Source organism: Sphingobium sp. MI1205, assembly GCF_001563285.1.
Taxonomy (GTDB): domain Bacteria; phylum Pseudomonadota; class Alphaproteobacteria; order Sphingomonadales; family Sphingomonadaceae; genus Sphingobium.
The window spans coordinates 674,932-698,156 of record NZ_CP005188.1 but is presented as its reverse complement, the minus strand read 5'-3'; the positions used below and the strand labels follow the sequence as shown (position 1 = coordinate 698,156).

The following is a 23,225-nucleotide window of genomic DNA, read 5'->3' as shown; positions in this document are numbered from 1 at the left end:
GTGAACCGGCGCTTCATCGACTGGATCTGGAACGTCAGGGGTAGTCTGGCGCTCGTTCCAGGACAGTCCAGCGACGATGCCTTTCGCCGGCTTGATCCGCTGTTCCAGGAAGCCGGCACCAGCCATGAACGGTCAGCCGACACACTGACCTTCCGCAAGAAGAACCAGGCGGCTCAGGACAAGATGTCGGTCTTCGACGCCGGCGTCCTCCAGGTTAAAGAGGACGCAGCCGGGCCAGTGCTGCACTATCGCCTGAAAAGCCGTGCGCTGCTTTTCTGCTTTCTTGCCCCCTTGCTGTTCCTGGGCTTCGCTCAAGCGACGGTGGTAATCGGCCAGTGGGAAAAGGCTTCGGCGCAATCGTCGGAGAAGAAGCCGGAGAAGAAGAAGGACGTTGCACTGCCGCAGCACCCCATCGACGCTTTTCTGGGCGCCCCTGCGCCCGAAAAGCCGAAGAAGGACAAAGATCAAAAGTCCGACGACAAAGACAAGCCGTCGCCAAAGGCGGCCTATGTGTTCGCAGCGCTGTTCGCTACCCTCTACGTCGTCGGGCGCATCCTTGAAGCCAGGCTGGTGAAGTCGCTGTTCCGCAGGAAGCTGCTAGGCGTGTGAACGGGCGGGCCGTGCACCTTTCCTCCTGGAGCATTTTCCAGGCAGGTGGCATTACCTGCTGGCTCGGAAAATGCGGAAAACCAAATACATATAGAGCATGATCCCGTTCAGTATGATCGGATCTATATGTCCCGCTGTCCAAAGGAATGGAGCGGCATGGCGTCAGACAGGACAAGGCTACCGGCCGCGATGCGACGCTTCAGATAAGCGAATGTCTGCGCGGTCTGATTGAAAAGATGCTCACCGCCTTGGAGCGGCGCGTAACGGGTGTCTTCGTCGCCCGCCAACGGGGCGATGACATAGTCATAATCGCAGGCGTGGAACATGGGGAAAGAATAGCGTTCCTGCCGGACCTTCTTCACGCGGTGCCTGGTCGCCAGATATCGCCCATTGGACAAGATTTCCATCATGTCGCCAATGTTCATGATCATCGTGCCTTCGATCAACGGCACATCGATCCAATCCCCTTGCCTGCTGACGATCTGCAATCCAGGCGCCGTCGCGAAAAGCAAGGTGAAGCATTCATAGTCGGTATGCGCGCCAATGCCAGGCCGGTCCTGCGCACTGTCGTCACGAGGATAGTGGATGAGGCGCAACTGGCTCGGCGGATTTAAACGGTGTGCGTCGAAATGATCTTCATCCAGGCCCAGCGCCAGTGCAAAGGCACGGAATAGCTGACGTCCGATGTCCGTGACATGGGCATAATAGGCCATGACGTCGTCCCGGAAGCCTGGCATCTCCGGCCAGAGGTTGGGGCCGAGCAGCGGCCGCCGCCCCTCGGCATGAAGATAGTCGCAATTGACGTCATAGGCTTCCTTGAGGTCGCCGACGCCTTCGCCGAACTGCTCCTCTCCGACCGGCACATAACCGCTATGGTTCTGCGACCGGCCGATATAGCTTTTCATCTTGGCGGCCTGATCCAGCGCGAAATACGCTATCGCCCGGGAGTGCAATCTGCGAAACAATGCCCAGTCGAGCTGTTTGCCGCTGATGTAAAGGAAGCCCGACTCCGCACAGGCGCGATCGAGAGCATGTGCTACGGCGATCCGGTCATCGCGCGAGGTGCTTACCAAATTGGATATATCGATGATGGGCAGCGAACTCATGCCACCCTGTTATGGAACATAGGTCATAAGGGTAAGTTGCGACCTGACGATGATTTGCATTGATTTGATCTATGTCGGCGGCGATGAGCAATGATGGAAAGGCGGCCCATGACGGACAGAGGACAGTTGATAGATCGGAAGTTCGCCAGCCGCGTGGACTGGAACCTGATGCGCACTTTCGTGGACATTGTCCGGGCCGGGGGCATTGGCGCGGCGGCCCGGCAACTCAATCGGCAGCAGCCCAGCATCAGCGCCGCGCTCAAGCGGCTCGAGGATCATGTCGGCACCACCCTTCTCCACCGTACCGCCACGGGCGTCGAGATGACAGCGGCGGGCAAGGCGTTGATGGCGCTTTGCGAAGACATGCTCGAATCGGCGCAGATGGTGCCACATCAGATCGCACAGGCGACGAAGCGAGTTGAAGGGTTCGTTCGCATCCAGATCATCTCCGGCCTCATGTCGCCCGAGTTTGACGAGGCGATTGCAAGCTTCCATCGGCGCAATCCCGCCATCCACATCGAGATCCGTGTGTCGCCATGGCGTCAGGTGCTCGATGCACTCGAACAGGGCGAGGTGGAGATCGGCGTCGGCTATGACAGCAATGTTCGGGGAAGCCTGATGTACGTGCCGTTGCTGGTGGAGCGACAGCAACTTTACTGCTCTCGCTACAGTCCCTATTTCGGCTATCGCCTCAGCCGCCTGCACGATCTGAAGGATGAAGGCTTCGTGCTGACGGGCGATGATGAGATCGAAGCGATCACGCATCTGCGTCGCCGCTACCGTCTGGGAACCCAGGTCAGCGGCCTTGCCGAAGACATTAATGAGGCGAAGCGGCTGATAGTCCAAGGGGTGGGCATCGGTTTCCTGCCCGTCCTGGCCGCCGAGCAGGATGTAGCCAGGGAGCGGCTCTGGCCCATCCTGGACGCAGATATGGAGCCGTCCTACGACATTTTCCTCCTCTCCCGTTCCGAGCCCGCAAGAGACACCGCGACCCAGCTTTTCTGGGATGAGGTCATCCGGCGTTTGCGGGCCAAGACATAGATTTCATCAATGCCTTACATCGGAATTTTACCCCTCCCCCAATGACGCGCCGCAGCACAGCTTCCTATTCGAGAGAATGGAGGTGAACCATGCGGACAGAGCAAGGGCGCAGGTCGCTCCTAAGTCACGGACATATAGCCGATAGACTCACCCGCATTCCCGCGTTTCTCGGCCGTCTGCTGCTCGCGGGCGTAACTGCCAGGGCGCAGGTCCTCCTCGCGTCACCGCCAGCCCGCAAGAAACCATGACCGGCGCGACCATGGCAAGCAAATCGACAAGTGCGATGAAGGATAAAATCTTCAACTACATGCCGCCCGCGATGGTCGCAGCGGTCCTGTTTTTCTGGGCCTTGGGTCCCAAAATCCTGCTGGACCATCCGTTGACCCTGGTCGGCATGTCCGCGCTCATCACGATCAGCGTGCTGCTGCTTGAGCTAGTTCATGAACGCCATGCCGGGTGGCGCATGAACCGACAGGAATTTTTCACCGACCTCTTCTACGCGGTTCTCAGCGCCACCGTCATCGCATGGGTGTCGCGCAAGATCGGTGAAGAACCGCTGGCAGCGGTCAAGGCATCGCTCGGCATCACCACAAAATGGGCCATGCACATGCCTTGGCTGGCGCAAGTTGGGCTCGTCGTACTTCTGATCGAATTCGGGCAATATTGGATGCACCGGCTGATGCACAATGTGACGCCCTTCTGGCTGACCCACGCCCCGCATCACCACCTGACGCAACTGAATGCAGCGAAAGGCGCGGTCGGGAATCCGATCGAGCTGGTGCTGATCAGCCTCAGCATCGTCGCGCTGTTCGATCTTCAAACAACTGCTGTGTTTGCGGCCATCAATGTCCTTGGCGTCATTTCGACCTTTGCTCACGCCAATGTGCGGTCCGATCCGCCGATCTTCTATTCCTTCTTCTTCACGACGATCCGGCACCACAGCCTGCATCATTCGACCGATTATGAAAGCACCCGCTGCAACTATGGCAATTCGCTGATCCTCCTCGACCGCATCTTTGGCACCTATCATGAGGGCGAAGCGGAGCTGGTCGGTCAGGACGAACGCCGCCGCCTGTCGATCTGGGAACAGACGATTTTCCCCTTCGAGCCGCTGATCGCGCGATACAAGGCGTACAAGGGTCCGGCGGAGACAAGTGGAGACAGCAGCACCCCTGCCAAGGCGGTGGTCGAACGGCCCATGTCGGAAGCCATAGAGAGCCCGATCGCGGCATGACGACCAGATGCGCCTTGCGGGTCAGTCCGGCACGCGATGCGCTGGCGCAAGGAGACGTCCAGGCGGCACGCCAGTTCGCTGCCAGGATGATGGCAAGCGATCCGAGCGATGCCGAAGGCCACTTCATCTTTGGCCTGGCGGAATCAACTGATGGCCGGATTGGCGCGGGTATCCAGCATCTGGATCGAGCAGTGACGCTGGATCCCCAGGGCGAATACCGGGCTCAACTCGCCCGGCTCCTCGTCATGATGCGCCGCGACGGCGATGCCGCAGCGATCCTGCATGATGCCGAAAAGGCCCCGCCCACGGATGCATTGAGCCGCGATACGATTGGCTGCGTCTATGCGCGCCTGGGCGACCATAGCGCCGCGCTTACCCATTTCGAAGAGGCTGTCCGGCTGGACCCGCCAAACATCAATTACCGCTATAATCTGGCAACGACGCTCAATTTTCTCGGCCGTTCCGACGAGGCGGAGACGGCACTGGAGGCGTTGGTGGCGCTTGCCCCGCAGGACGCGCGGGCGCACCATCTCCTGTCCGCGCTTCGCAAACAAAGGCCGGACAATAATCATGTAGATCGCCTGACTGGCACGCTTGCCGACGCGAAGGACAGCCGCAGCAGGCTGCTTCTGGGCTACGCGCTGGCGAAGGAACTGGAGGATATCGGCAGGCCGGACGAAGCACTGGAGCGGCTTTGCGCGACCAATGCAGAGCATCGTCGAAAGTTACCTTATGCCTTCGCCCGCGATGCGGCGTTGTTCGACACCGTGGAAGGCGCATGGCCGCTGGCTCCAGCGTCCCAGGCGCCGGGGGACGACCCCCTCTTCATCATCGGCATGCCACGTACTGGCACCACGCTGGTCGACCGCATCCTGTCATCCCATCCGTCGGTCGAAAGCGCCGGCGAATTGCAGGCCATGCCGCTTGCCGTGAAGAAGTCGGCTGGAACGAAAACCCCCACGGTCATGGACGCCGACACCATTGCGGCCGCCGCGCGCGCTGACATGGGGATGATCGGACGCGACTATCTGGACCGCGCCGCCCATCACCGCCGGCAGCCGGAGCTCCGCTTTATCGATAAGTTTCCGGGCAACTTCCTCTATGCGGGGTTTATCGCCCGTGCCCTGCCCGCCGCCAGGATCGTCTGCCTGCGAAGGCACCCCATGGACACGGTGCTCAGCAACTTCCGCAATCTCTTCGCGGTCAGTTCCCGCTATTATGACTATAGCTACGACTTGCTCGACATTGCTGCTTACTATGTCCGCTTCGACCGGCTGATGAGCCTGTGGCGCGAAGCCCTGCCGGGCCGCCTGATCGAATTGCGCTATGAGGATCTGGTTGCCGATCAGGAAGGCGAGAGCCGACGGCTGCTCGCCCATTGCGGGCTCGACTGGTCGGACAATTGCCTGTCCTTCCACACCAACCATGCCCCGGTTTCCACCCCCAGCGCCGCCCAGGTGCGCCGCCCAATCTATGGCGACTCGGTCGGACGATGGAAGCGGCATGCCGACGTGCTGGAGCCGGTGCGCCGCTTCTTCGAGCAGGCCGGGGTCGACATCTCATGACAGAAAGGAACCGGATCATGCCGCCAGCCGCCAAATGGATGTTGATCCCCGTGCTCCTCGGTTCGGCCACGTCGGCACTCGCCGCGTCGGAGCCGAGCACGCGGCTGGTGGAATGTTCAACGGGTGACTGCCTGCTCGTGACCGGCCGCCGCGACGACCGAAACGCCCCGGTCAGCATCAATGGCCATGAGGTTGCGGTCAAAGGCACTTGGCGCTGGCAGGCCCGGCTGCCGGTCGAAACATTCCGCGCATGGTCGGCGCCCAACGCACGCACCGTGACCATCTCCGTGGATGGCGAGGAAGCGGAGGCCAGGCTGCCTGTCGGCATGTTTGTCCGGCCGGAGGAACTGACGATGCTCGTTATCAGACCCAAATAATATTGAGGTAACTCTCTAGTAATAATCGAACAATCTTCATTGTTGTCTTGAAATAATCATTGCCTGCTTCTATGTGATCCGCAGTCGCCGGAGAGCGGCGCTCGTCTGACGCACAGGAGACAATGATGAAGATTGGCCTCGTGGCTCTCGCCACTTTCGCATGCGCGATTCCCGCTTCCGCTTTCGCCGCCGACAACCCTTTCGCTCAGGATCAGGCGACTCTCGACCTCAAGGGCCTCGACCTCGCTTCGGCAGACGGGCAGCAGCGCCTGGCCATCCGCATGGATCAGGCCGCCAACGCCGTATGTGGCCAACGCCTCGCCGGGGTGCACCTCGCAGCCGAAGCAAAAGCCCAGGAATGCCGCGCAGCCGTGCTGGCCGATGTCCGCTCCCAGATCGAAGCGCGCCTGGCCATGAACACAAAGCCGGTCCGCGTCGCCGCCCGCTAATTGCTTGGTTAGGGCCTCCGCCGCCCCTGTATGCAGGGGCGACGGAGGAACAGCCCTCTTATTTTGCCAGTTTCTTCGGGTTGGGCCACCAGGTCAGCGTCTGCACGTCATGCGCTGAAGTCCACAGGCCCTTCTTCGTGAAGCGCAGCGCGCCGCTGCCCTCTGCTTTGCCGACGCGCGCCTTGACCGTCAGCGTGTCGGGGTCGATTGCAACGAAGGTCTGGTCTTCCGTGGTGCGCAGCCACACCATGCCTGCCCCGGTGTCGATGTCCCCATATTTCAGCACTTCGCCGACCTTAACTCGGCCGGTGACGTCGCCGCTTGCCGGATCGATGCGCGCGACCGTTCCGTCACCCTGCTCCTGAACCCAAACCGCCCCTTCCCCGGCCGCCAGAAAGCCGGGCTCCTTGCCGAGCGCCGTGGTCTTGATCACCATATTGCTGGCCGGGTCGATGCGCTGGATCGTTCTCGCCTCGCTGCTGACAGCCCACAAAGAGCCGAAGCCGAAGGCGAGATAGTGGGTGCCTACGCTGACCGGGATGGTGGCCGTGACCTGGTTGCTGTCTGGATCGACGCGCGAGATCATGCCCTTCTGGTCGCTCGCGACCCAGACCGATCCTGCCCCGGCGACGACATTGAGTTCGCCCTTGGGATTGGCGATGCCAGTGGGGATGGTGGCACTCTTCTGCGCCTTGTTCCTGTCGATCCGGACAAGCGCCTTTTCGTTGCAGTCGGCCACCCACAAAGCATCGCCCAGTATCGCCATCGCGCCGCAGGGTTTGGCCATCGGCACCGACGCGATCCTGCCTTGGCGCGACCAGCGCTCGACGCGGGCGTCATTGGTCGCCCACACGCTGTCGCCATCGACCGCCAGAAAATCGGCAAAGCCCGGCACCTGGATCACCTGTTCCCCGTGAGCAGGCGATGCGGCAGCCGCCGTGGCACAGCCCGCCACCAGCATGGCGCCAAGGATTGGAAGCTTCGCCATGATCATCCTTCCCGGTTGATATAGGCGCGCCAACCGCCAAGTGCGGTGATGTCTTCCGCCCCCGTTATCGCGCGTGGTTCGGCGACGAAGCCCTTGACGCTGCTGCCGTCCGCAAGCGTCACCGTGCCGATGGCGAGCGGCGCGGGCACTTCGGCGACGAAGCTGCCGAACTCGGCAACGCCCAACTCATAGACTTCCAGCGCGATCGGACCGCCTTCGTCACTATGCACCAGCGCTGGCTTGGGCGGCACGCTGTCCGCCATCGCGTAAAGCCTGTAGTTGGGCGAGGTTTCGAAAGCACCGACAAACCGCGCCTCGCGCGACGTAAGCTGCCAATGCAGCGGCATGTCTTTCAGGTGTGCGCCCACGACGGCGAGTTTCACGGTCTGCATTTTGCCCTCCAGGTCTAGTGGCGGTGGGGAAGGAAGATCGGCGACGGCGAAATAGGCGTCCGCCACATCGAGCAGGGCGCGGTCCGTGTCGGCCGGCCCGATCAGGGTGATGCCAAAGCCGGTGCCATTGGCGCGACTGCCCGCAGGAACGGCGACAGCCGCCATGTCCAGCAGGTTGACGAAATTGGTGTAGAGCCCGAGGGCGCTGTTGAGCGCAACCGGCGCGGCGAGCAGTTCAGTAACTCTAAAGGTCGATCCCGTCGTCGGGAATGCCAGCAAGTCGATTTCCGTCCATTGCATGTCGGCGCGCCGCTTGAGCTCGGCCAGGCGATAGATGCCGTTGAACAGATCGACGGCACTGATCGCGAGGCCAGGCTCAACCACCGCCCGCACGGTCGGATCGATGGCGTCGGAATCGTCGGTCAGAAGACCGGACAGAGCAGCGGCGCGCTCCGCGACCCACGGTCCGCCATAGAGCAGCTGTGCGGCTTCCAGCAGTGGCGCGATGTCGATCTCGACCAGTTCGGCCAGCCCGCCAAGCCGATCCAGCGCGCAGTCATACAGATATTCCGACTCAGCGTCGCCGAACCACACCCGCTGATCGCGCCGCGGCACGCCGATCCGCTTGCAGGCGAGCAGCCGGTCGGCCAACGGCTTTGAATAGGCATCCGCCGCATCGAAGCCGGCGATGATCCTGTCGATCAGGCGCGCGTCGCCGCTGTCATTGGCGAAGACGGTGATGCAATCGAGCGTGCGGCAGGCTGGCACCAGCCCCGCATTGCTCCACCGCCCCTTTGTCGGCTTGAAGCCAATCAAATGCTGGAATGCGGCGGGCACCCGGCCCGATCCGGCCGTGTCGGTGCCCAGCGCGAAGGCCACCAGTCCGGCAGCTACGGCCACGGAGGAGCCTGAACTGGACCCACCGCTGACATAGGCGAGGTTATAGGCGTTGCGAGGACTGCCATAGGGGCTGCGCGTCCCGTTCAACCCGGTCGCGAACTGATCAAGATTGGTCTTGCCGACACAGATCGCCCCGGCTGCGACAAGGCGATCGACCACCGTTGCAGATACACCAGGGCTGTAGGCGAAAGCGGGGCAGGCAGCGGTGGTCTCTACCCCGGCCACATCGATATTATCCTTCACCGCGAATGGAACGCCGGCGAGCGGCAGATCTTCTCCGGCTGCCAGCCGAGCGTCGATAGCTTTGGCGGCGCCAATCAAATCGTCGACGCTCGGCCTGCTGATCCATATCTGCGGCTGGACGGCGTCATAGGCGGCGAGCCGCCCAAGCGTTTCCTCCATCACGGCAAGGGCGCTGGTCCGCCCAGCCTTGATGTCCTGCGCGATGGCGATCGCGCTGCGGCGGTCGAGCGCGGTCATGCCGGAGCCCTCAGCGCCAGCATCGGCGCGCCCGGCTGCAAAGACTGCCGTTCCTGCACATAGAGGGCCGCAACTGTCCCCGTGCCGGGGCTTTGTACTGCACATTCCATTTTCATTGCCTCAACGATGGCGATGGTGTCGCCAGCCTTCACCTCGTCCCCGACAGCGACCAGCAATTTCCAGATACTCCCGCCAAATGGGGTCTCGACCAGCGCGGCCCCATCCGGGATCTCGATCGTTCGCGATCCGGGCGCGTCGGTTTCGGCGAGGTCGGTGATGCGGTCGAACTCGCCGCTGCGCTGCCATTCGGCGCGTTCCTCATCGAAAGCCGCCTGCCGACGCGCCTCGAATTCCGCGATGGACAAAGCATTTTCCGCAAGGAAGGCGCGATAGTCGGCCAGCCGGAACTCCGATGGCTCGATCCTGATCGAGCGCCGCCCGCTGGGAAAGTCGCGACGCCATTCCACCAGGTCTTCCGCGCTGACCGGGTAAAAGCGAATCTGATCAAAGAAGCGCAGCAGCCAGGGCTTGCCTTCAACAAATGCGTCCGTCTGTCGATGCGTGTTCCACACCTGAATGGTCCGGCCGAAGAGCTGATAGCCGCCTGGCCCCTCCATGCCGTAGATGCACATATAGGCTCCGCCGATGCCCACCACGTTGGGCGGGGTCCATGTGCGGGCGGGATTATATTTGGTGGTGACGAGCCGGTGCCGGGGATCGACCGGGGTCGCAACCGGCGCGCCCAGATAAACGTCACCCAGTCCCAGGACGAGGTAGTTCGCCTCGAATATGAGATTCTCCACGGCCGCCACGTCGGGCAGGCCGTTCACCCGGCGGATGAACTCGACATTGTCCGGGCACCACGGAGCGTCGGCGCGCACCCCGCTCATATATTTCTCGATCGTCTCGATCGTGGCCGGGTCGCGCCAGCTCAGCGGCAAATGCACGATACGGGAGGGTATGGCGAAATCCTCCAGGTCGCCCAGCCGCTCTTCGGCGGAGATAAGGGCTGCCAACGCGGCGCGCTGGTCCAGCCTCCCGCCGTCAAAATGAAGCTGCAGCGACCGGATGCCCGGCACCACGTCGACGACGCCGGGGAGCGCAAGCCGTTCCAGCTCGGTCATCAGCGCATGGACCCGGATCCGCAGCTCAATATCGAGTACGATGGGGCCATATTCGACCAGGATATTACGGTCACCCTGCTGCCGATAGACAGTGTGAGGACGGCCCGGTCCTGCCGGAATCTGGGCGAGAATAGGCGAGAGCATGTCCATTGGCCGGGCTGGACCTGAATCCTCCGCCGCACCCAAGGCTATCAGCCGCCGCTGCAAGCTGTCCGCCGCGGCCGCGTCGCCGATATTGACCGGCACGAAGCGGAGCTTGTCGCCGGGCGCGAGCTGGCCGATCTTCCAGCGGTCGGCGGCAATCACGACAAAGGGGCAGACAAAGCCTCCCAGCGACGGGCCGTCGGGACCCAGGATGATCGGCATGTCGCCGGTGAAGTCGACAGCGCCGATCGCGTAGGGATTGTCGTGGATGTTGGAGGGGTGAAGGCCCGCCTCCCCACCGTCCGCCCGCGCCCATTCGGGCTTGGGTCCGATCAGGCGCACACCGGTGCGGTTGCTGTTGTAATGGACTTGCCATTCAGCCGCGGCGATCGACGCTATGTCGGCTTGCGTGAAGAAGTCCGGCGCGCCGTGCGGGCCGTAGAGCACGCGCACCGTCCATTCGGTGGGCAGATCGGGCAACGTGGCGAAAGGCAGCGGCGTGTCCGTTGGCTCGCTCGCAAGGTGCAACGTATCGCCTGCGAGCAGCCGGCGCGCGGCATGGCCGCCGAACCGGCCCAGCTCGAAGGTGCTGCGGCTACCGAGATAGGGAGCGATATCAAGACCGCCGGCGAACAGGATATAGCCGCGCAGCCCTCCGCCCGATGCGCGGCCAAGCGCCAGCGTCTGACCCGCCTGTACGTTGATCGCTGCACCGCGCGGAACCGGATCACCGTCGAGTGCCGCTCCGAAATCGGCGCCCATCAGACAGATGCGCGCTTCCGCCGTGAAGACGATCGTCGGGCCGGTGACGGTGACCTCCAGGCCCGCTGTCCCTTCAGGATTGCCGAGCAGCCTGTTCCCCAGGCGGAAAGACTGGTCGTCCATGGGCCCCGACGGAGGCACGCCAACCGCCCAGAGCTTTTGGCGTCCGGGCCAGTCCTGTACGGTGGTGGCGGTGCCGCCGCTGATCACACGAATGCTCCGCCCGTTGAAGGCGATCTTTTCCAGCAGACGCGTCGAGACATCCCCGCTGACGAAAGCGGGGACTTCGACCACATCGCGCAACCAGCGCAAATTCGTCTCGATCCCGTCCACCCGGCTCTCGTCGAGCGCGGACTTCATCTTTTCAATCGCCTCGATGCGCGTCGGCGCATGGACGATCAGCTTGGCGAGCATGGGATCATACCAGCTGCTGACCTCGCTGCCCGCCATGCACCATGTCTCGGCACGAATGTCGGCGGGGAAATCCACCGCCGTCAGCGTGCCCGAAGTCGGCCGGTAGTCCAGCGCCGGGTCTTCGGCATAGAGCCGCACCTGTACGGCATGGCCCTGCGGCCTGGGCGGATCGGCATCGAGAAAGGCGAAATCGCCCGCGCCGCCACGGATCATCCATTCGACAAGGTCGATCCCCATCACTTCTTCGGTGACGCCATGTTCGACCTGAAGGCGCGTGTTCATCTCGAGAAAGAAGAACTCCTCGCGCTCCGCGTCATAGAGAAACTCGACCGTCCCCGCCGATCTGTAGTTCGCGGCCTGACCGAGGCGCGTTGCAGCCGCGATCAGATCGTGACGCCCGACATCGGGCAACAGCGGGGCGGGCGCTTCTTCGACGACCTTCTGGTTGCGGCGCTGAAGCGAACAGTCGCGCTCGCCGAGCGGCATGATGCGGCCCTGCCCGTCACCAAACAACTGTACTTCGATGTGGCGCGCGCGGCGGATATAGCGTTCAAGGAAGATGCCGGCATCGCCGAAATTGCTTTGCCCCTGGCGGGCAACGGCGGCGAAACCTTCGCGAACGTCGGCTTCGTCCTCGCAAATGCGCATGCCGATGCCCCCGCCGCCGGCCGTCGCCTTCAATATCACGGGGAAACCGATTTCGTGGGCAGCGGCAACCGCTTCTTCTTCGCCGGTCAGCAGTCCGGTGCCCGGCGCGAGTGGAACGCCATGCGCGGCCGCCAGAGCACGCGCGCTGTGCTTGAGGCCGAAGGTACGGATATTATCCGGCGTGGGTCCGATGAAGACGATGCCGGCCGCAGCGCAGGCTTCCGCAAACTCCACATTTTCGGCGAGGAAGCCGTAGCCGGGATGGATCGCCCCCGCACCGGTCGCGCGGGCGGCATCCAATATGGCGGCGATGTTGAGATAGCTGTCGGACGCCCGCGCCGGACCGATGCAGACCGCCTCGTCCGCCTGCGCGACGTGCAGCGATGCTTCATCCGCTTCGGAATAGACCGCGACGGACCGCAAGCCCATGCGCCTCAACGTGCGAATGATGCGGGTGGCTATCGCGCCCCGGTTGGCAATGAGGACCGTGTCGAAGCTCATGCGGCCACGATCATTCGAACGGGGGTGGGATTAAAGCCGTTGCAGGGGTTGTTGATCTGCGGGCAATTCGACACGACGACGATTACGTCCATTTCCGCTTTCAGGTCCACCGTAAGGCCGGGCGCGGAGATGCCATCGACGATCCCCAGGGACCCGTCCTCCTCAACCGGCACGTTCATGAAAAAGTTGATGTTGGAGACGATGTCGCGCTTGCCGCGCCCCTCCCGCAGGTTCGCCTCCAGGAAATTCTCCACGCACGCATGTTCGGCCTTGGTGTGGTGGCCATAGCGCAGCGTGTTGGACTCGCATGAGCATGCGCCGCCGATCGTGTCATGATATTCTACAGAGGTCGCCATTATGGTCATCATCGGCCGCCCCTCGTTCGACCGCAGCACTGTCCCTTCGCGCAGGAACAGGTTGCCCTGCGCGGACACAGTGTCCTGCGCGCTGTAGCGTTCGGCGTCGTCCTCCGCCGCGTAGAGGAGAAAATCGACAGCCTGATTGCCCTCCAGATCAATGATACGCAGCGTCTGGCCGGCGGCGACGTGGTGGAGCCATGGCGCCCGCGCAGGCACGATGACATCGTGGACGACCGGCCCCGAAAGGCCCGACAAATGGGGATCGATGCTCATGTGGGAAGCTGTTCCTTCCTATCAGCGGTAATAGTCTTCGACATTCAGGAAGGCGCGCAGTCCTTCCGGCGTCGCGTTGCGTATGGGATCATCCTCCGGCGTCACGGGCCCGCGCCAGGCTGTCGCCCGCAGCGGAGTGACCGTGTAGGCATCCCTCGGGTCGAGGACGTGCGGGCAGTTGGCGATGACCATGATCACCTCCATCTCCGCGCGCAGCAGAACGCTGCGGCCCGCAGGAAAGGGACCGACCAGCGGCGTTATCGTGCCGCCGGCTTCGATCTTCGCACCCTTGAACAAGGTGATGCAGGGGTGAACGTCCCGCCGCTGGAGCCCGTGCTTCGCCGCGCCAAGCAGGAAGCGGTCGCGCCCGTTCGGATAAGGTCCGCTATTCGCGCCGGAGCCATATTTGGCGGCGTTGGTCACCGCGTTCGACGTTCCGCAGAATGTGTCGTGCGTGCCAGCGCCATCTTCCGAAATGGTCATGAGCACCCGGCCCATGTCCGAAAGGAGCAGCTTGCCCTCGCCCAGATAGGCGTTCCACTGCACCTTCACCGTGTCGGCCACGTTGAGCCGTTCGGTCGGTATATCCGCGTTGAAAAGCAGGATCGACGCGCAGGCATCGCCTGCCAGGTCGATCAGCCGCAGGCGTGCGCCGCGCGGCAGCCGCCTGGTGGAATAGCCCCCGGCCGCGACGGTTTCCTCCCACAGCAGGTCGGACGCGCCGACGCCTGGGGGAAGATCGTCCGCCACCGGCGGCAACACCGGCATGGCTTCGACCACCCTGCCCGCCATGGCGCGGGCATGGTTGCGGGCGTCACACGGACTGGCGAGAATTTCGGTCATGCGGCATTCTCCTTGCGGCCGCTCTCTTCCTGCTCATACAGCGGCGGAAGCAGCGCGGTGGTCGTGACAAGTTGGAGCTGCTGGACGCCGCGCACCCTGCGCAGCGCATCGCATAATTCCTTCAGCAATGTCGCAGGGCCTTGCACCAACAAGACTTCGAGCGACTGGTCCCCTTCGAGGAACACATGCTGGGAGGAGATCACTTCCTTGAGATAATCGGCCTGAGTCTGGGCGAGCTGATGCCGGACCCGGCCTTTGTCGCTCCGATAAACCAGGGTGATGGTGCCCGCGAGCATCTCGTCCGGCCGGGTCAGGGCCTCATGCTCGGCCAGCGCATGCCGGATCAACTCGGCGATGAGCTGGGAGCGCGAGGGCAGCTCTCGTTCGACCACCATGGCGTCAAGCTGCCGGAACAGATCGCTGGGCAGGCTCATGCTGAGCCTTGCCAGGCTTGTGCCTTCGCTAGCCATTACCAATTGCCTCCTCACCATCCTGCGGGCTGGTCTCGTCTGCGGCGTCTTCGCTGGCCGCGGGTTCAGTGCGCCGAAGCAGCGGGAGATCATAGACCGCGGTGGCGCCGAACCGGTGGGGGGCGTGGGGATCGTGACGCCGCTTGTCGAGCGTCAGCACCCGCGTGCCCAATGTGAAGGCTTCCCGGATATCATGGGTGACCATGATGATCGTCAGCGCATAGTCGCGCCACAGCCGCGTGATCAGCGCATGCATGTCCGCCCGGATGCCCGGGTCGAGCGCGCCGAACGGCTCATCCAGCAGCAGGATGCGTGGCCGTTTGATGAGCGCCTGTGCGATGGCCAGCCGCTGCTGCATCCCCCCCGACATCTGTGCGGGATAAAGGTGCAGCGCGTCGCCCAGCCCTACTGACCGCAGCATCTCTTCCGCCTCTGCGGCGGCCGCCCGGCGCGCGCCGCCGAACAGGCGCGCGGCCCGTGGTGCCTTGGCGCATTCAAGGCCGAAGATCGTGTTGCGCAGCGCGGAAAGGTGCGGGAACACCGAGTAGCGCTGGAAGACGACACCGCGATCGGGGCCGCATTCCGGCTTAAGCGGTTCCCCGTCCAGCAGGATTGTTCCCCTGGTCGGCACTTCCTGGCCCAGCACCACGCGCAGCAGGCTGCTCTTGCCCGCGCCGGACGGTCCGATGATCGACACGAAGGAACCGGCCTCTATGTCCAGATCGACCCGTTCGAGTACGATCTTGTCGCCATATTCGACCCAGATATCGCGGAGGGAGAGGAGCGCGCTCAATGGCTGGCTCCATGCGCCCAGGGGAATGCCCGACGGCTGGCCAGGGTCAACACCCCGTCCATCAGGATCGCCAGGATCGCGATCCAGGCGACGTAGGGGATGATCACGTCCATCGACAGATAGCGGCGAACCAGAAAAATCCGGTAGCCAAGGCCGACGTCGGACGCGATGGCTTCGGCTGAAATCAGGAAGACCCAGGCAGGCCCCAGCGCCAGGCGCATGGCGTGCAGCAGCCGGGGCATCGCCTGCGGCAGCGCGACCCGGATCATGATCTGCCAGGAACTCGCGCCCAGAGTTTGGGCCTTGACGATCTGCTCGCGCGGCAGGGCAGCGACATGGGCCGCGATGTCGCGCATCATGACCGGCGCGACGCCGATAACGATAAGGGCGACCTTCGCCGTCTCGCCCAGACCCAGGGCAATGAATAATATGGGGAGCAGGGCAATGGGGGGGATGACCGCGACGACCGTTACGAGAGGGCCGAACGTGGCGCGTACCGGCGGGAGTACGCCCAGCAGGAGGCCGACGACCAGCGCCGACAGGGTTGCGATGCCGAGTCCAATGCCAAGCCGCTGAAGGCTGGCCAGCGTGTCGGCCCAGAAGACGAACTGGCCGGTAAGCTGGTCGGCCTGGAAAAGGAGCGCCGCCATGGCATCCACCATGCTGGCAGGCAGCGGCAGAATCTTGTCCATGGGATTAGCAGCGTGGCGCTGCACTGCCAGGAACAGGTAAAGCAGTACCAGCAACAGGATCGGCAACGCACCCAGGAAGATGCGGTCGCCTCGGCGGGCATGTCGGTTCACCCAACGCATCGTCACATCACTTTCGATAAATTCGAAACGAACCAGTCAGAGCTTTCCGTCCGCAGCCAGCTTCATGAAGCTTTCGTCGAACCGCAGCGTCACCCTTTGAGGATCGCCGAGCGTCTTGCCGCCGGGGAAGGCAATGCCCACGGCATCGGCAGACGACGCTCCTTTGAACAGCCCCTTGGAAAAGCTGAAATTTCGCACCTGTGTCATTGTCTTGATGAGCGCCGGAGCGGAGGTGGCGGTCACCGCCGCCTTGGGATCGGTATAAAGATGCGTGGTCGACAGCTGGCTGTCGAAGCTCTCGGGCGTCGATCCGGCCAGCTTCGCCATGGCTGCGCGGGCCGCCCTGCCCTCGGCGTCCTGCCGCTGCATCAGGGAAACGGTTTCGTACCAGATTCCCGTCAGCGCCTTGCCCAGGTTCGGATTGGCCTTGAGCGTCGCGGTATCGACGACCATCAGGTCGAGTATCTCGCCCGGAATTTGGGCGGAACTGAATACCTGGCTAACGCCCGGCTGCTTCTTCATCACCGAAAGCTGCGGATTCCAGGCAACTACGGCCTTGGCCTGCGGGCTCCCAAAAGCGCCCACGATGTCGGCGTCCGACGTATTCACGGTCTTCACATCGGTCGGCTTGAGCCCCGCAATCTCAAGACCCCGCGCCAACAGATAATGGGAGACGGACAGTTCGACGAGATAGACCTGCTGGCCCTGGATGGCGCGCATCTGGTCCGCGCCTCTCAGCAATATGCCGTCATTCCCGTTGGAATAATCTCCCACGATGATGGCGCTGCTGTCCTTGCCACCGGCAGCGGGTATGGTGAGCGCGTCCATATTGGTGACGGTCACCCCGTCGAACTTGCCCGCCGTGTACTGATTGATCGATTCCACATAGTCGTTCACCTGAACGACGTTGATCTTAATCCCATATTTGTCGGCCCATTTCTTCACGATGCCGGCCTGTTGAGCGTAGGGCCAGGGCATCCACCCGGCATAGATCGACCAACCGATATTGAAATCCGTACGCTGCGCCCCCCGGTCTGGCGTCTGCGAACAGGATGCGAGCAACAGCGCGCTGGCAAGCATTGCGACCCTGCTCACCTTGTCGATCAACCTGACCATGATTCGATCCCCTTTCGCAGTGCAGCATCATCGCGGTTCATCCTGATGTCCACAAGAAAATATTACAAGTCATCGAATATGTAATAATTTCGAGCATGCGCCGATGATGGCGAGCGCATCCACGGCATCGTTATCCTGGGCGTCCCCGGACCATCATCGACGCGAATCACCCGAAAACATGAGCAATCTGGCGACTTCCCTTCTCGGCAGGCAAGAAGTGCAGGACTCGCGAATCAGGTCGCCCCACTTGCTGCCGAAGGACTAGTGCTTCGCTTGCCACGGGTCCGCAAACCTTGGAGGCAAGAACATCTACAGCCGGAATCGACCCATTTGACGCAGCGCGTCACAGATTTCGCTCATACTGAGCAAGTGCAAAAATATTACGCTTGACGCATTAGGTAATATCCATACCGTATGAGTGGTTGCTCGGCAAAGCGCCGAGACGGAAAGATCAGCGTCCGCAAGACGACCTGTCGAAGTGAGGGCAAGTGGATCGAATTAAGGGCAGTAATGCAGCAATGCTGGATGCGATGACATCCGTCGTCGGCCTCGCCGGCTCAGCAAGCATGATCGGTCTATCAAATTGTCCTCGAAATGCTCGAAGAACAGGTCAGCGCGACACCGCATCGTCGCGGCATATCCGCCGGGAAGTAAGGCTGCGCCATGAATATCGGCGCGAAGTCGCCGATCAACCGGTGATCTATCTGACAAGGCGCCGGACTCGGCTAGAGCGCCAATAGGAGGGATGTCACTTAAGGGCTCAACCGAAAGGGGGTCGGAGTGACTATGAAATTGTTTCGGAACACGCTGTTAGGCGCGACCATTTTAATGGGCGTCGGAACCACTCCGGCTGTCGCGCAAGGCGCCATGCCGGAAGATGGCGACGCCAACGAAATCGTGGTGACGGGCACTCGCCGTGAAGTCACCATTCAGGACGTGCCGATCAACATCACCGCGATCGGCGCGGAACAATTGTCCAGGCAGCGGATCGACGATGTTCGCGATCTGGCAGACTTCACGCCGGGCATGACAGTTTCCGATACTGGTCCGGGTTCGACCGGAACGATCGTGCTTCGCGGCCTCAGCGCTTCGGACGTTGATGCGACGGGCTTGTCCTATGACGACGCGCTGGGCGTCTATTTGGGCGAGGTTCCGCTCTATTATGACTTCAAGCTGCTCGACATCGCGCGGGTGGAAACATTGCTTGGACCGCAGGGCACGCTCTACGGCCTTGGCACGCTAGCAGGCGCCATCCGCAACATACCCAATCGCCCCGACCTGACGGCCATCGGCGGCGAAGTGCATAGCCGCCTTTATGCCAAGCAGCATGGCGAAAAGGCGGGATTCCAGCTCGACGGCGTCATCAACATCCCGATCATCCGGGATCATGTCGCCTTCCGTTCGGCCACTGGCTATTATTATGATCCTGGCTTCATCGACTCTCCGCTGCTGCTGCAGGAACCTGGCGTGTCGTTGCCGCAGCCAAGCGGCCCCGGCGGCATCACCGACGCGGATTATGCGGCCAACCTGACCGCCCGCAAGGATGTCAATTTCGAGAAGACTTTCACCACGCGCAACCAGTTGCTCGTCCAGTTCAATCCGGATCTCTCCGTCAATTTCACCTATGCGTTCCAGCGGACCAAGACCGACGGCGGCCAATATAATAGCGATGGGGTCCTTGGGACCGGCAAGTACGAAAATGGCGCCCGCTATCTAGAACCCGTAAACCGCCGTGCGCATCTTGGCAGCATGGAAGTCAATGCGAACATTGCCAATTTCGCGGATCTCGTCGCGACGACTGCCTATACCAATGTGCGCAACGTTCGGACATCTGACAATACTGATCTGCTGCTCGATCTTGACTACGGGTACGAGACGTTTCCCGCTTTTTCGAGTTACAATGAAAGCGTCAACAGCCGGAAGCAATTCAACCAGGAAGTCCGCTTCGTGTCGCATCATGGCGGCCCGTTCAGTTGGGCGATAGGCGGCTTCTACAACGAACAGAAGCTGCAGAACGATTATCGCGAAATCCTTCCCGGCCATCCCTGGGTTGACCTGGCGACCAACCCCGAAGAAATCGAATATGCATCCTACACAACATCGAAGGTCACCGAGAAGGCGATCTTTGGCGAAGGCACGTTCCGCATTACACCAGAATGGCAGGTGACCGCTGGCGGTCGCTGGTTCCAGTACAAGTCGAACATCAAAGGACGCGCAGTCATCCCGCTGCTGGGCGATCCACTCAGCCCTTATGACGCCGAAGCGGCAGGCGGCACATCTAAGAAGAGCGGCACGGTGTGGAAGTTCAACACTTCCTACAACTTCACCGACGACATCATGCTCTATGCGACTTACAGCAAAGGATATCGCATCGGCGGTCCGAACTCGGTCGCTCCCTGCCCGCCAGTGCTGAACCCGCCTCCTGCGCAAAATGTCTGTGCCTTGCCGAACGAGCTTCAATTTGGCCCGGACACCACCAAAAATGCGGAAATCGGCATCCGCACTCAGTTTTTCGATCGAAAGCTGACCTTCAACTTCAACGTCTTCCAGATCAAATGGGACGGCATCCAGGTCGATTCCGCCACTCTGAACGGCATCGTTGGCATCACGGTCAACGGGGGCAAGGCGAAATCCGAAGGGTTTGAAACATCATTCCAGCTGCGCCCCCTTCCGGGTTTGTCGATCCAGGGAACCTATTCTTACGTCGATGCGAGGCTGACTGAGGACGTGCCCAATGTCATCGCCGTCAACGATCCGGCGGGCACTTACCCCAGCGATCCCATCCAGCTGGATGCCCTTTCCGGCGACCGCCTCCCGGGATCGGCGAAGAACAGTGGCAGCCTGGGCGTGACATACGCCCATCCTGTCAGGGACGGCAGCATAGTCGCCAACTGGACGGCCACCTATCGCGGCAATGTGGTAACGCGGCTGGGTTGGGATCGCGCCTATGGCGACAAGCTGCCCAGCTATGTCCTGCATCGTGCGTCGCTAAATTACGAAACGGACAAATACAGCATCGGTCTGTTTGCAAACAATATCTTCGACAAATATGCGGTGGCCTCAGTCGCTAATGATCGTTCGCGGGTGGGCCTCAACGATGGCGTCGTGCTGCGCTATTACAAGCAGACAGTTATCAATCCGCGCACCTTCGGCATCGAAGCGCGGCTCAAATACTGAATGAAAATCGGCGGGGCGCATCCCCTCAAAGGATTGCGCCCCCTTCCCGTAGGGAGAGGCGGAACGGTTCAGGAGCAAACTACAAGGATGCCAAAAGCGCCCCGATCAAGGGAGACCAAGATTATGTTCGCGAGGATTGCCGGAGGGGTCCTGGCAACCACGTTGCTTTGCGGCGCGTCGATCGTTCCGGCTGCAACGACAAAGAGTCCCGGCCTGTTTCCGGAGCGATGGATCGACGGCACGCTCGCGCAGGAACCTGACGCTCAGGTTCAGGCGCTCGACGGCGACACATTTGTCATTCGGCAGTCGATCAAAACCAACTTTGAAGCGCCCTTTCTATATCTTCTTTTTGGGCGAGACAGGGCATTGCTGGTCGATACGGGCGCACAGGGCGGCCAGATCAGGCCGGTGATCGACCGCCTCGTGGCACAATGGCTGGCGGCGAAAGGGCGCGCGCAGATTCCTCTCGTGGTGGCGCATAGCCACAGCCACGGCGATCATGTCGCCGGGGACGCGGCATTTCAGGATCGACCCGATACGACGGTCATCGGACTCGAGCCCCAGAATGTGGCTCGCTTCTTCAGCATAGCGAAGTGGCCGGAAGATCTGGCCCGCTTCGATCTGGGTGGCCGTGTCCTCACGGTCATACCTGCGCCCGGACACCAGGCCGCCGCGATCATGATCTACGATCCGCAGTTGAAGATCCTGCTGTCGGGCGACACGCTTTATCCCGGCCGCCTGTACATCCCGGTCAACTTTCTGGCGGACAACCGGGCAAGCGTGGATCGCGTGGCGGCATTCGCGGCCAGACACCCGATCCGCGCAGTACTCGGTGCCCATATCGAAATGACGCGAACGCCTGGCCAGGACTATCCGCACGAAGCACAGGCGCACCCGGACGAGCATCCGCTGGAGCTGCCAAAACGCACCATCGTCGAGCTGCAGAAGGGCCTCAAGGCGCCGCTCGATGTGCCAGAGCGGCCGCAAGCTCATGACGATTTCATCATCTACCCGGTCGCCCCGCGGCCAGATTGAAAAGATGCCCGAAAGGACTGAACTCATGGCCAATCGGCCCAAGCTGGAGATATCGCGCCGCGGCGTTCTGGCCGGAACTACCGTCACGGCCGTGGCGGCTGCGGCGCCTGCCTTGACTGAAGTCCCCGCGCTTCCGCCTGCCCAGCCTGTTCCTACAATGTCCGTCTCTTTCTCCGTCAATGGACGCGCGCAGCGGCTGGCGCTTGATCCGCGCACGACCTTGCTCGACGCGCTGCGCGAACATCTTCATCTGACTGGCACCAAGAAGGGCTGCGATCACGGCCAGTGCGGCGCCTGCACCGTCCTTGTGGGGGGCAAGCGGATTAATTCCTGCCTCAGCCTCGCCGTCATGCACGAGGGCCACGAAATTACCACGATCGAGGGGCTGGGCACGCCCGACAAGTTGCATCCGATGCAGGCGGCATTCATCAAGCATGACGGCTATCAGTGCGGCTACTGCACGCCCGGCCAGATCTGTTCCGCAGTGGCGGTTCTCGACGAGATTGCGCGCGGGATCCCCAGCCATGTCCAGGAGGATCTGACCGTCAGCCCTCGCGCCACAATGCCGGAGATGCGGGAGCGCATGAGCGGCAATATCTGCCGCTGCGGCGCTTACTCCAACATCGCGGAAGCGATGGCGGACGTTGCCGGAGAGAGCGCGTGAGAGCCTTCACCTACGAACGCGCCAAGGATCCTGTCGCGGCGGCACGGGCCGTGGCGAAACGCCCCGGCGCGCGGTTCATCGCCGGGGGCACCAACCTGCTGGATCTCATGAAGATAGAGGTGGAAACGCCAACGCATCTCGTCGATGTGCAGGACCTGGACTTCACCAAGATCGAAACGACGCCCCAGGGCGGCCTACGGATCGGGGCGCTCGTCACCAATACCGATCTTGCCGCGGACGAACGTGTGCGCCGTAACTATGGCGTGCTGTCGCGCGCGATCCTCGCCGGCGCTTCGGGACAGTTGCGCAACAAGGCCACGACCGCGGGCAACCTGCTCCAGCGCACCCGCTGCCCCTATTTCTACGACATCAACATGGCCTGCAACAAACGACAGCCGGGTTCGGGATGCGCTGCAATTGGCGGCTATTCCCGCCAGCTCGGCGTGATCGGGGTGAGCGAGTCCTGTATCGCGACTTTCCCGGGCGACATGGCCGTAGCCCTGCGCGTGCTCGACGCCATTGTGGAAACGATCGATGCGCATGGGCGGACCCGGTCCATCCCGATTGCCGGTTTTCACCGCCTCTGGGAAGACAATCCGGCACAGGATACGATGCTGAAGCCCGGCGAACTCATCACCGCCGTCACGCTGCCCCCTCCCCTCGGCGGCAAGCATTTCTACGAGAAAGTCCGCGACCGCGCTTCCTATGCCTTCGCGCTCGTATCGGTCGCGGCCGTGATCCAGCCTGATGGCACCGGTCGCGTGGCATTTGGTGGGGTCGCTCCCAGGCCCTGGCGCATCGAAGCCGCCGAGGCGCTGCTGCCGCAAGGTGCGGCGGCCGTTACCGCGCGGGCCTTTGAAGGCGCAACGCCGACAAGGGACAATGGCTTCAAGCTGCCGCTCGCGACGCGCGCGCTGGCCTACGTCATCGCGCAAGCCAGGATCTGATC

Annotated in this window: 20 protein-coding genes; 10 read left to right on the top strand and 10 right to left on the bottom strand. The window is 62.2% G+C overall.

The features are described 5' to 3' along the window. A complete protein-coding gene (locus tag K663_RS03395) occupies positions 1 to 609 on the top strand; it encodes a hypothetical protein (protein ID WP_062120245.1) in 609 nt (202 codons plus the stop codon). Positions 610 to 731: 122 nt separating this feature from the next. Here K663_RS03395 and K663_RS03390 read toward each other — a convergent pair whose 3' ends face one another. Next, entirely contained in the window at positions 732 to 1,715 is a 984-nt protein-coding gene (locus K663_RS03390) for an isopenicillin N synthase family dioxygenase (RefSeq protein ID WP_062114064.1), read from the bottom strand. A 108-nt stretch (positions 1,716 to 1,823) separates the two neighbouring features. On the opposite strand from K663_RS03390, the gene K663_RS03385 reads away from it, so the two are divergent. From K663_RS03385 to K663_RS03365, 5 genes are all read left to right on the top strand, one after another. After that, positions 1,824 to 2,756: a LysR family transcriptional regulator gene (locus tag K663_RS03385; RefSeq protein WP_062120242.1), complete on the top strand. Its 933-nt coding sequence runs from the start codon at positions 1,824 to 1,826 to the stop codon at positions 2,754 to 2,756. A gap of 244 nt (positions 2,757 to 3,000) precedes the next feature. Beyond that, the gene (locus K663_RS03380) at positions 3,001 to 3,990 is read left to right on the top strand and encodes a sterol desaturase family protein (RefSeq protein ID WP_062114062.1); all 990 of its coding nucleotides are present in this window, start codon (positions 3,001 to 3,003) and stop codon (positions 3,988 to 3,990) included. Continuing rightward, on the top strand, positions 3,987 to 5,555 hold the full coding sequence (locus K663_RS03375) for a tetratricopeptide repeat-containing sulfotransferase family protein (protein ID WP_062114059.1): 1,569 nt from the start codon (positions 3,987 to 3,989) through the stop codon (positions 5,553 to 5,555). The genes K663_RS03380 and K663_RS03375 overlap by 4 nt, the downstream gene beginning before the upstream one ends. Positions 5,556 to 5,572: 17 nt before the next feature. Further along, positions 5,573 to 5,932: a hypothetical protein gene (locus tag K663_RS03370; RefSeq protein WP_062120239.1), complete on the top strand. Its 360-nt coding sequence runs from the start codon at positions 5,573 to 5,575 to the stop codon at positions 5,930 to 5,932. A gap of 125 nt (positions 5,933 to 6,057) precedes the next feature. Next, positions 6,058 to 6,381, top strand: a complete 324-nt coding sequence (locus K663_RS03365; RefSeq protein ID WP_062114056.1) for a UrcA family protein — start codon at positions 6,058 to 6,060, stop codon at positions 6,379 to 6,381. Positions 6,382 to 6,439: 58 nt separating this feature from the next. Here K663_RS03365 and K663_RS03360 read toward each other — a convergent pair whose 3' ends face one another. Genes K663_RS03360 through K663_RS03320 form a run of 9 tightly spaced genes read right to left on the bottom strand, consistent with a single transcriptional unit; the run spans position 6,440 to position 17,400 of the window. After that, the gene (locus K663_RS03360; RefSeq protein ID WP_062120235.1) at positions 6,440 to 7,369 is read right to left on the bottom strand and encodes a Vgb family protein; all 930 of its coding nucleotides are present in this window, start codon (positions 7,367 to 7,369) and stop codon (positions 6,440 to 6,442) included. 2 nt (positions 7,370 to 7,371) lie between these two features. Beyond that, positions 7,372 to 9,141 (bottom strand): allophanate hydrolase, encoded by a 1,770-nt coding sequence (atzF, locus tag K663_RS03355; RefSeq protein WP_062114053.1) that lies wholly within the window; start codon positions 9,139 to 9,141, stop codon positions 7,372 to 7,374. Next, the gene (gene uca / locus K663_RS03350; protein ID WP_062114050.1) at positions 9,138 to 12,734 is read right to left on the bottom strand and encodes an urea carboxylase; all 3,597 of its coding nucleotides are present in this window, start codon (positions 12,732 to 12,734) and stop codon (positions 9,138 to 9,140) included. Before uca ends, atzF begins: the two co-directional genes overlap by 4 nt. Next, positions 12,731 to 13,366, bottom strand: a complete 636-nt coding sequence (locus tag K663_RS03345; protein WP_062114046.1) for an urea amidolyase associated protein UAAP2 — start codon at positions 13,364 to 13,366, stop codon at positions 12,731 to 12,733. Before K663_RS03345 ends, uca begins: the two co-directional genes overlap by 4 nt. A gap of 21 nt (positions 13,367 to 13,387) precedes the next feature. Further along, a complete protein-coding gene (locus tag K663_RS03340) occupies positions 13,388 to 14,209 on the bottom strand; it encodes an urea amidolyase associated protein UAAP1 (RefSeq protein ID WP_062114043.1) in 822 nt (273 codons plus the stop codon). Next, positions 14,206 to 14,679: a CopG family ribbon-helix-helix protein gene (locus tag K663_RS03335; RefSeq protein ID WP_062114041.1), complete on the bottom strand. Its 474-nt coding sequence runs from the start codon at positions 14,677 to 14,679 to the stop codon at positions 14,206 to 14,208. The genes K663_RS03340 and K663_RS03335 overlap by 4 nt, the downstream gene beginning before the upstream one ends. Further along, positions 14,672 to 15,472: an ATP-binding cassette domain-containing protein gene (locus K663_RS03330; RefSeq protein ID WP_062114039.1), complete on the bottom strand. Its 801-nt coding sequence runs from the start codon at positions 15,470 to 15,472 to the stop codon at positions 14,672 to 14,674. The genes K663_RS03335 and K663_RS03330 overlap by 8 nt, the downstream gene beginning before the upstream one ends. Continuing rightward, the gene (locus K663_RS03325) at positions 15,469 to 16,284 is read right to left on the bottom strand and encodes an ABC transporter permease (RefSeq protein WP_062114031.1); all 816 of its coding nucleotides are present in this window, start codon (positions 16,282 to 16,284) and stop codon (positions 15,469 to 15,471) included. The genes K663_RS03330 and K663_RS03325 overlap by 4 nt, the downstream gene beginning before the upstream one ends. 36 nt (positions 16,285 to 16,320) lie before the next feature. Next, positions 16,321 to 17,400, bottom strand: coding sequence for a putative urea ABC transporter substrate-binding protein (locus K663_RS03320; RefSeq protein WP_062114026.1), 1,080 nt, complete (start codon positions 17,398 to 17,400; stop codon positions 16,321 to 16,323). Between the two features lie 786 nt (positions 17,401 to 18,186). Between K663_RS03320 and K663_RS03315 the strand changes: the two genes are divergently transcribed. The 4 genes from K663_RS03315 (at position 18,187) to K663_RS03300 (ending at position 23,223) form a co-directional block, all read left to right on the top strand. Beyond that, positions 18,187 to 20,577, top strand: coding sequence for a TonB-dependent receptor (locus K663_RS03315; protein WP_062114023.1), 2,391 nt, complete (start codon positions 18,187 to 18,189; stop codon positions 20,575 to 20,577). Positions 20,578 to 20,700: 123 nt separating this feature from the next. After that, positions 20,701 to 21,612 (top strand): MBL fold metallo-hydrolase, encoded by a 912-nt coding sequence (locus K663_RS03310; RefSeq protein ID WP_062114020.1) that lies wholly within the window; start codon positions 20,701 to 20,703, stop codon positions 21,610 to 21,612. Positions 21,613 to 21,637: 25 nt separating this feature from the next. After that, positions 21,638 to 22,276 (top strand): aldehyde dehydrogenase iron-sulfur subunit PaoA, encoded by a 639-nt coding sequence (gene paoA, locus K663_RS03305; RefSeq protein ID WP_062120233.1) that lies wholly within the window; start codon positions 21,638 to 21,640, stop codon positions 22,274 to 22,276. Next, a complete protein-coding gene (locus K663_RS03300; protein ID WP_062114017.1) occupies positions 22,273 to 23,223 on the top strand; it encodes an FAD binding domain-containing protein in 951 nt (316 codons plus the stop codon). Before paoA ends, K663_RS03300 begins: the two co-directional genes overlap by 4 nt. The last annotated feature ends 2 nt before the right edge of the window (positions 23,224 to 23,225 follow it).

Coding starts and splice junctions, on each gene's coding strand:
- K663_RS03390 (WP_062114064.1), bottom strand. CDS start 1,715: ATGAGTTCGCTGCCCATCATCGATATATCCAATTTGGTAAGCACCTCG.
- K663_RS03385 (WP_062120242.1), top strand. CDS start 1,824: ATGACGGACAGAGGACAGTTGATAGATCGGAAGTTCGCCAGCCGCGTG.
- K663_RS03380 (WP_062114062.1), top strand. CDS start 3,001: ATGACCGGCGCGACCATGGCAAGCAAATCGACAAGTGCGATGAAGGAT.
- K663_RS03375 (WP_062114059.1), top strand. CDS start 3,987: ATGACGACCAGATGCGCCTTGCGGGTCAGTCCGGCACGCGATGCGCTG.
- K663_RS03370 (WP_062120239.1), top strand. CDS start 5,573: ATGCCGCCAGCCGCCAAATGGATGTTGATCCCCGTGCTCCTCGGTTCG.
- K663_RS03365 (WP_062114056.1), top strand. CDS start 6,058: ATGAAGATTGGCCTCGTGGCTCTCGCCACTTTCGCATGCGCGATTCCC.
- K663_RS03360 (WP_062120235.1), bottom strand. CDS start 7,369: ATGGCGAAGCTTCCAATCCTTGGCGCCATGCTGGTGGCGGGCTGTGCC.
- atzF (WP_062114053.1), bottom strand. CDS start 9,141: ATGACCGCGCTCGACCGCCGCAGCGCGATCGCCATCGCGCAGGACATC.
- uca (WP_062114050.1), bottom strand. CDS start 12,734: ATGAGCTTCGACACGGTCCTCATTGCCAACCGGGGCGCGATAGCCACC.
- K663_RS03345 (WP_062114046.1), bottom strand. CDS start 13,366: ATGAGCATCGATCCCCATTTGTCGGGCCTTTCGGGGCCGGTCGTCCAC.
- K663_RS03340 (WP_062114043.1), bottom strand. CDS start 14,209: ATGACCGAAATTCTCGCCAGTCCGTGTGACGCCCGCAACCATGCCCGC.
- K663_RS03335 (WP_062114041.1), bottom strand. CDS start 14,679: ATGGCTAGCGAAGGCACAAGCCTGGCAAGGCTCAGCATGAGCCTGCCC.
- K663_RS03325 (WP_062114031.1), bottom strand. CDS start 16,284: ATGCGTTGGGTGAACCGACATGCCCGCCGAGGCGACCGCATCTTCCTG.
- K663_RS03320 (WP_062114026.1), bottom strand. CDS start 17,400: ATGGTCAGGTTGATCGACAAGGTGAGCAGGGTCGCAATGCTTGCCAGC.
- K663_RS03315 (WP_062114023.1), top strand. CDS start 18,187: ATGAAATTGTTTCGGAACACGCTGTTAGGCGCGACCATTTTAATGGGC.
- K663_RS03310 (WP_062114020.1), top strand. CDS start 20,701: ATGTTCGCGAGGATTGCCGGAGGGGTCCTGGCAACCACGTTGCTTTGC.
- paoA (WP_062120233.1), top strand. CDS start 21,638: ATGGCCAATCGGCCCAAGCTGGAGATATCGCGCCGCGGCGTTCTGGCC.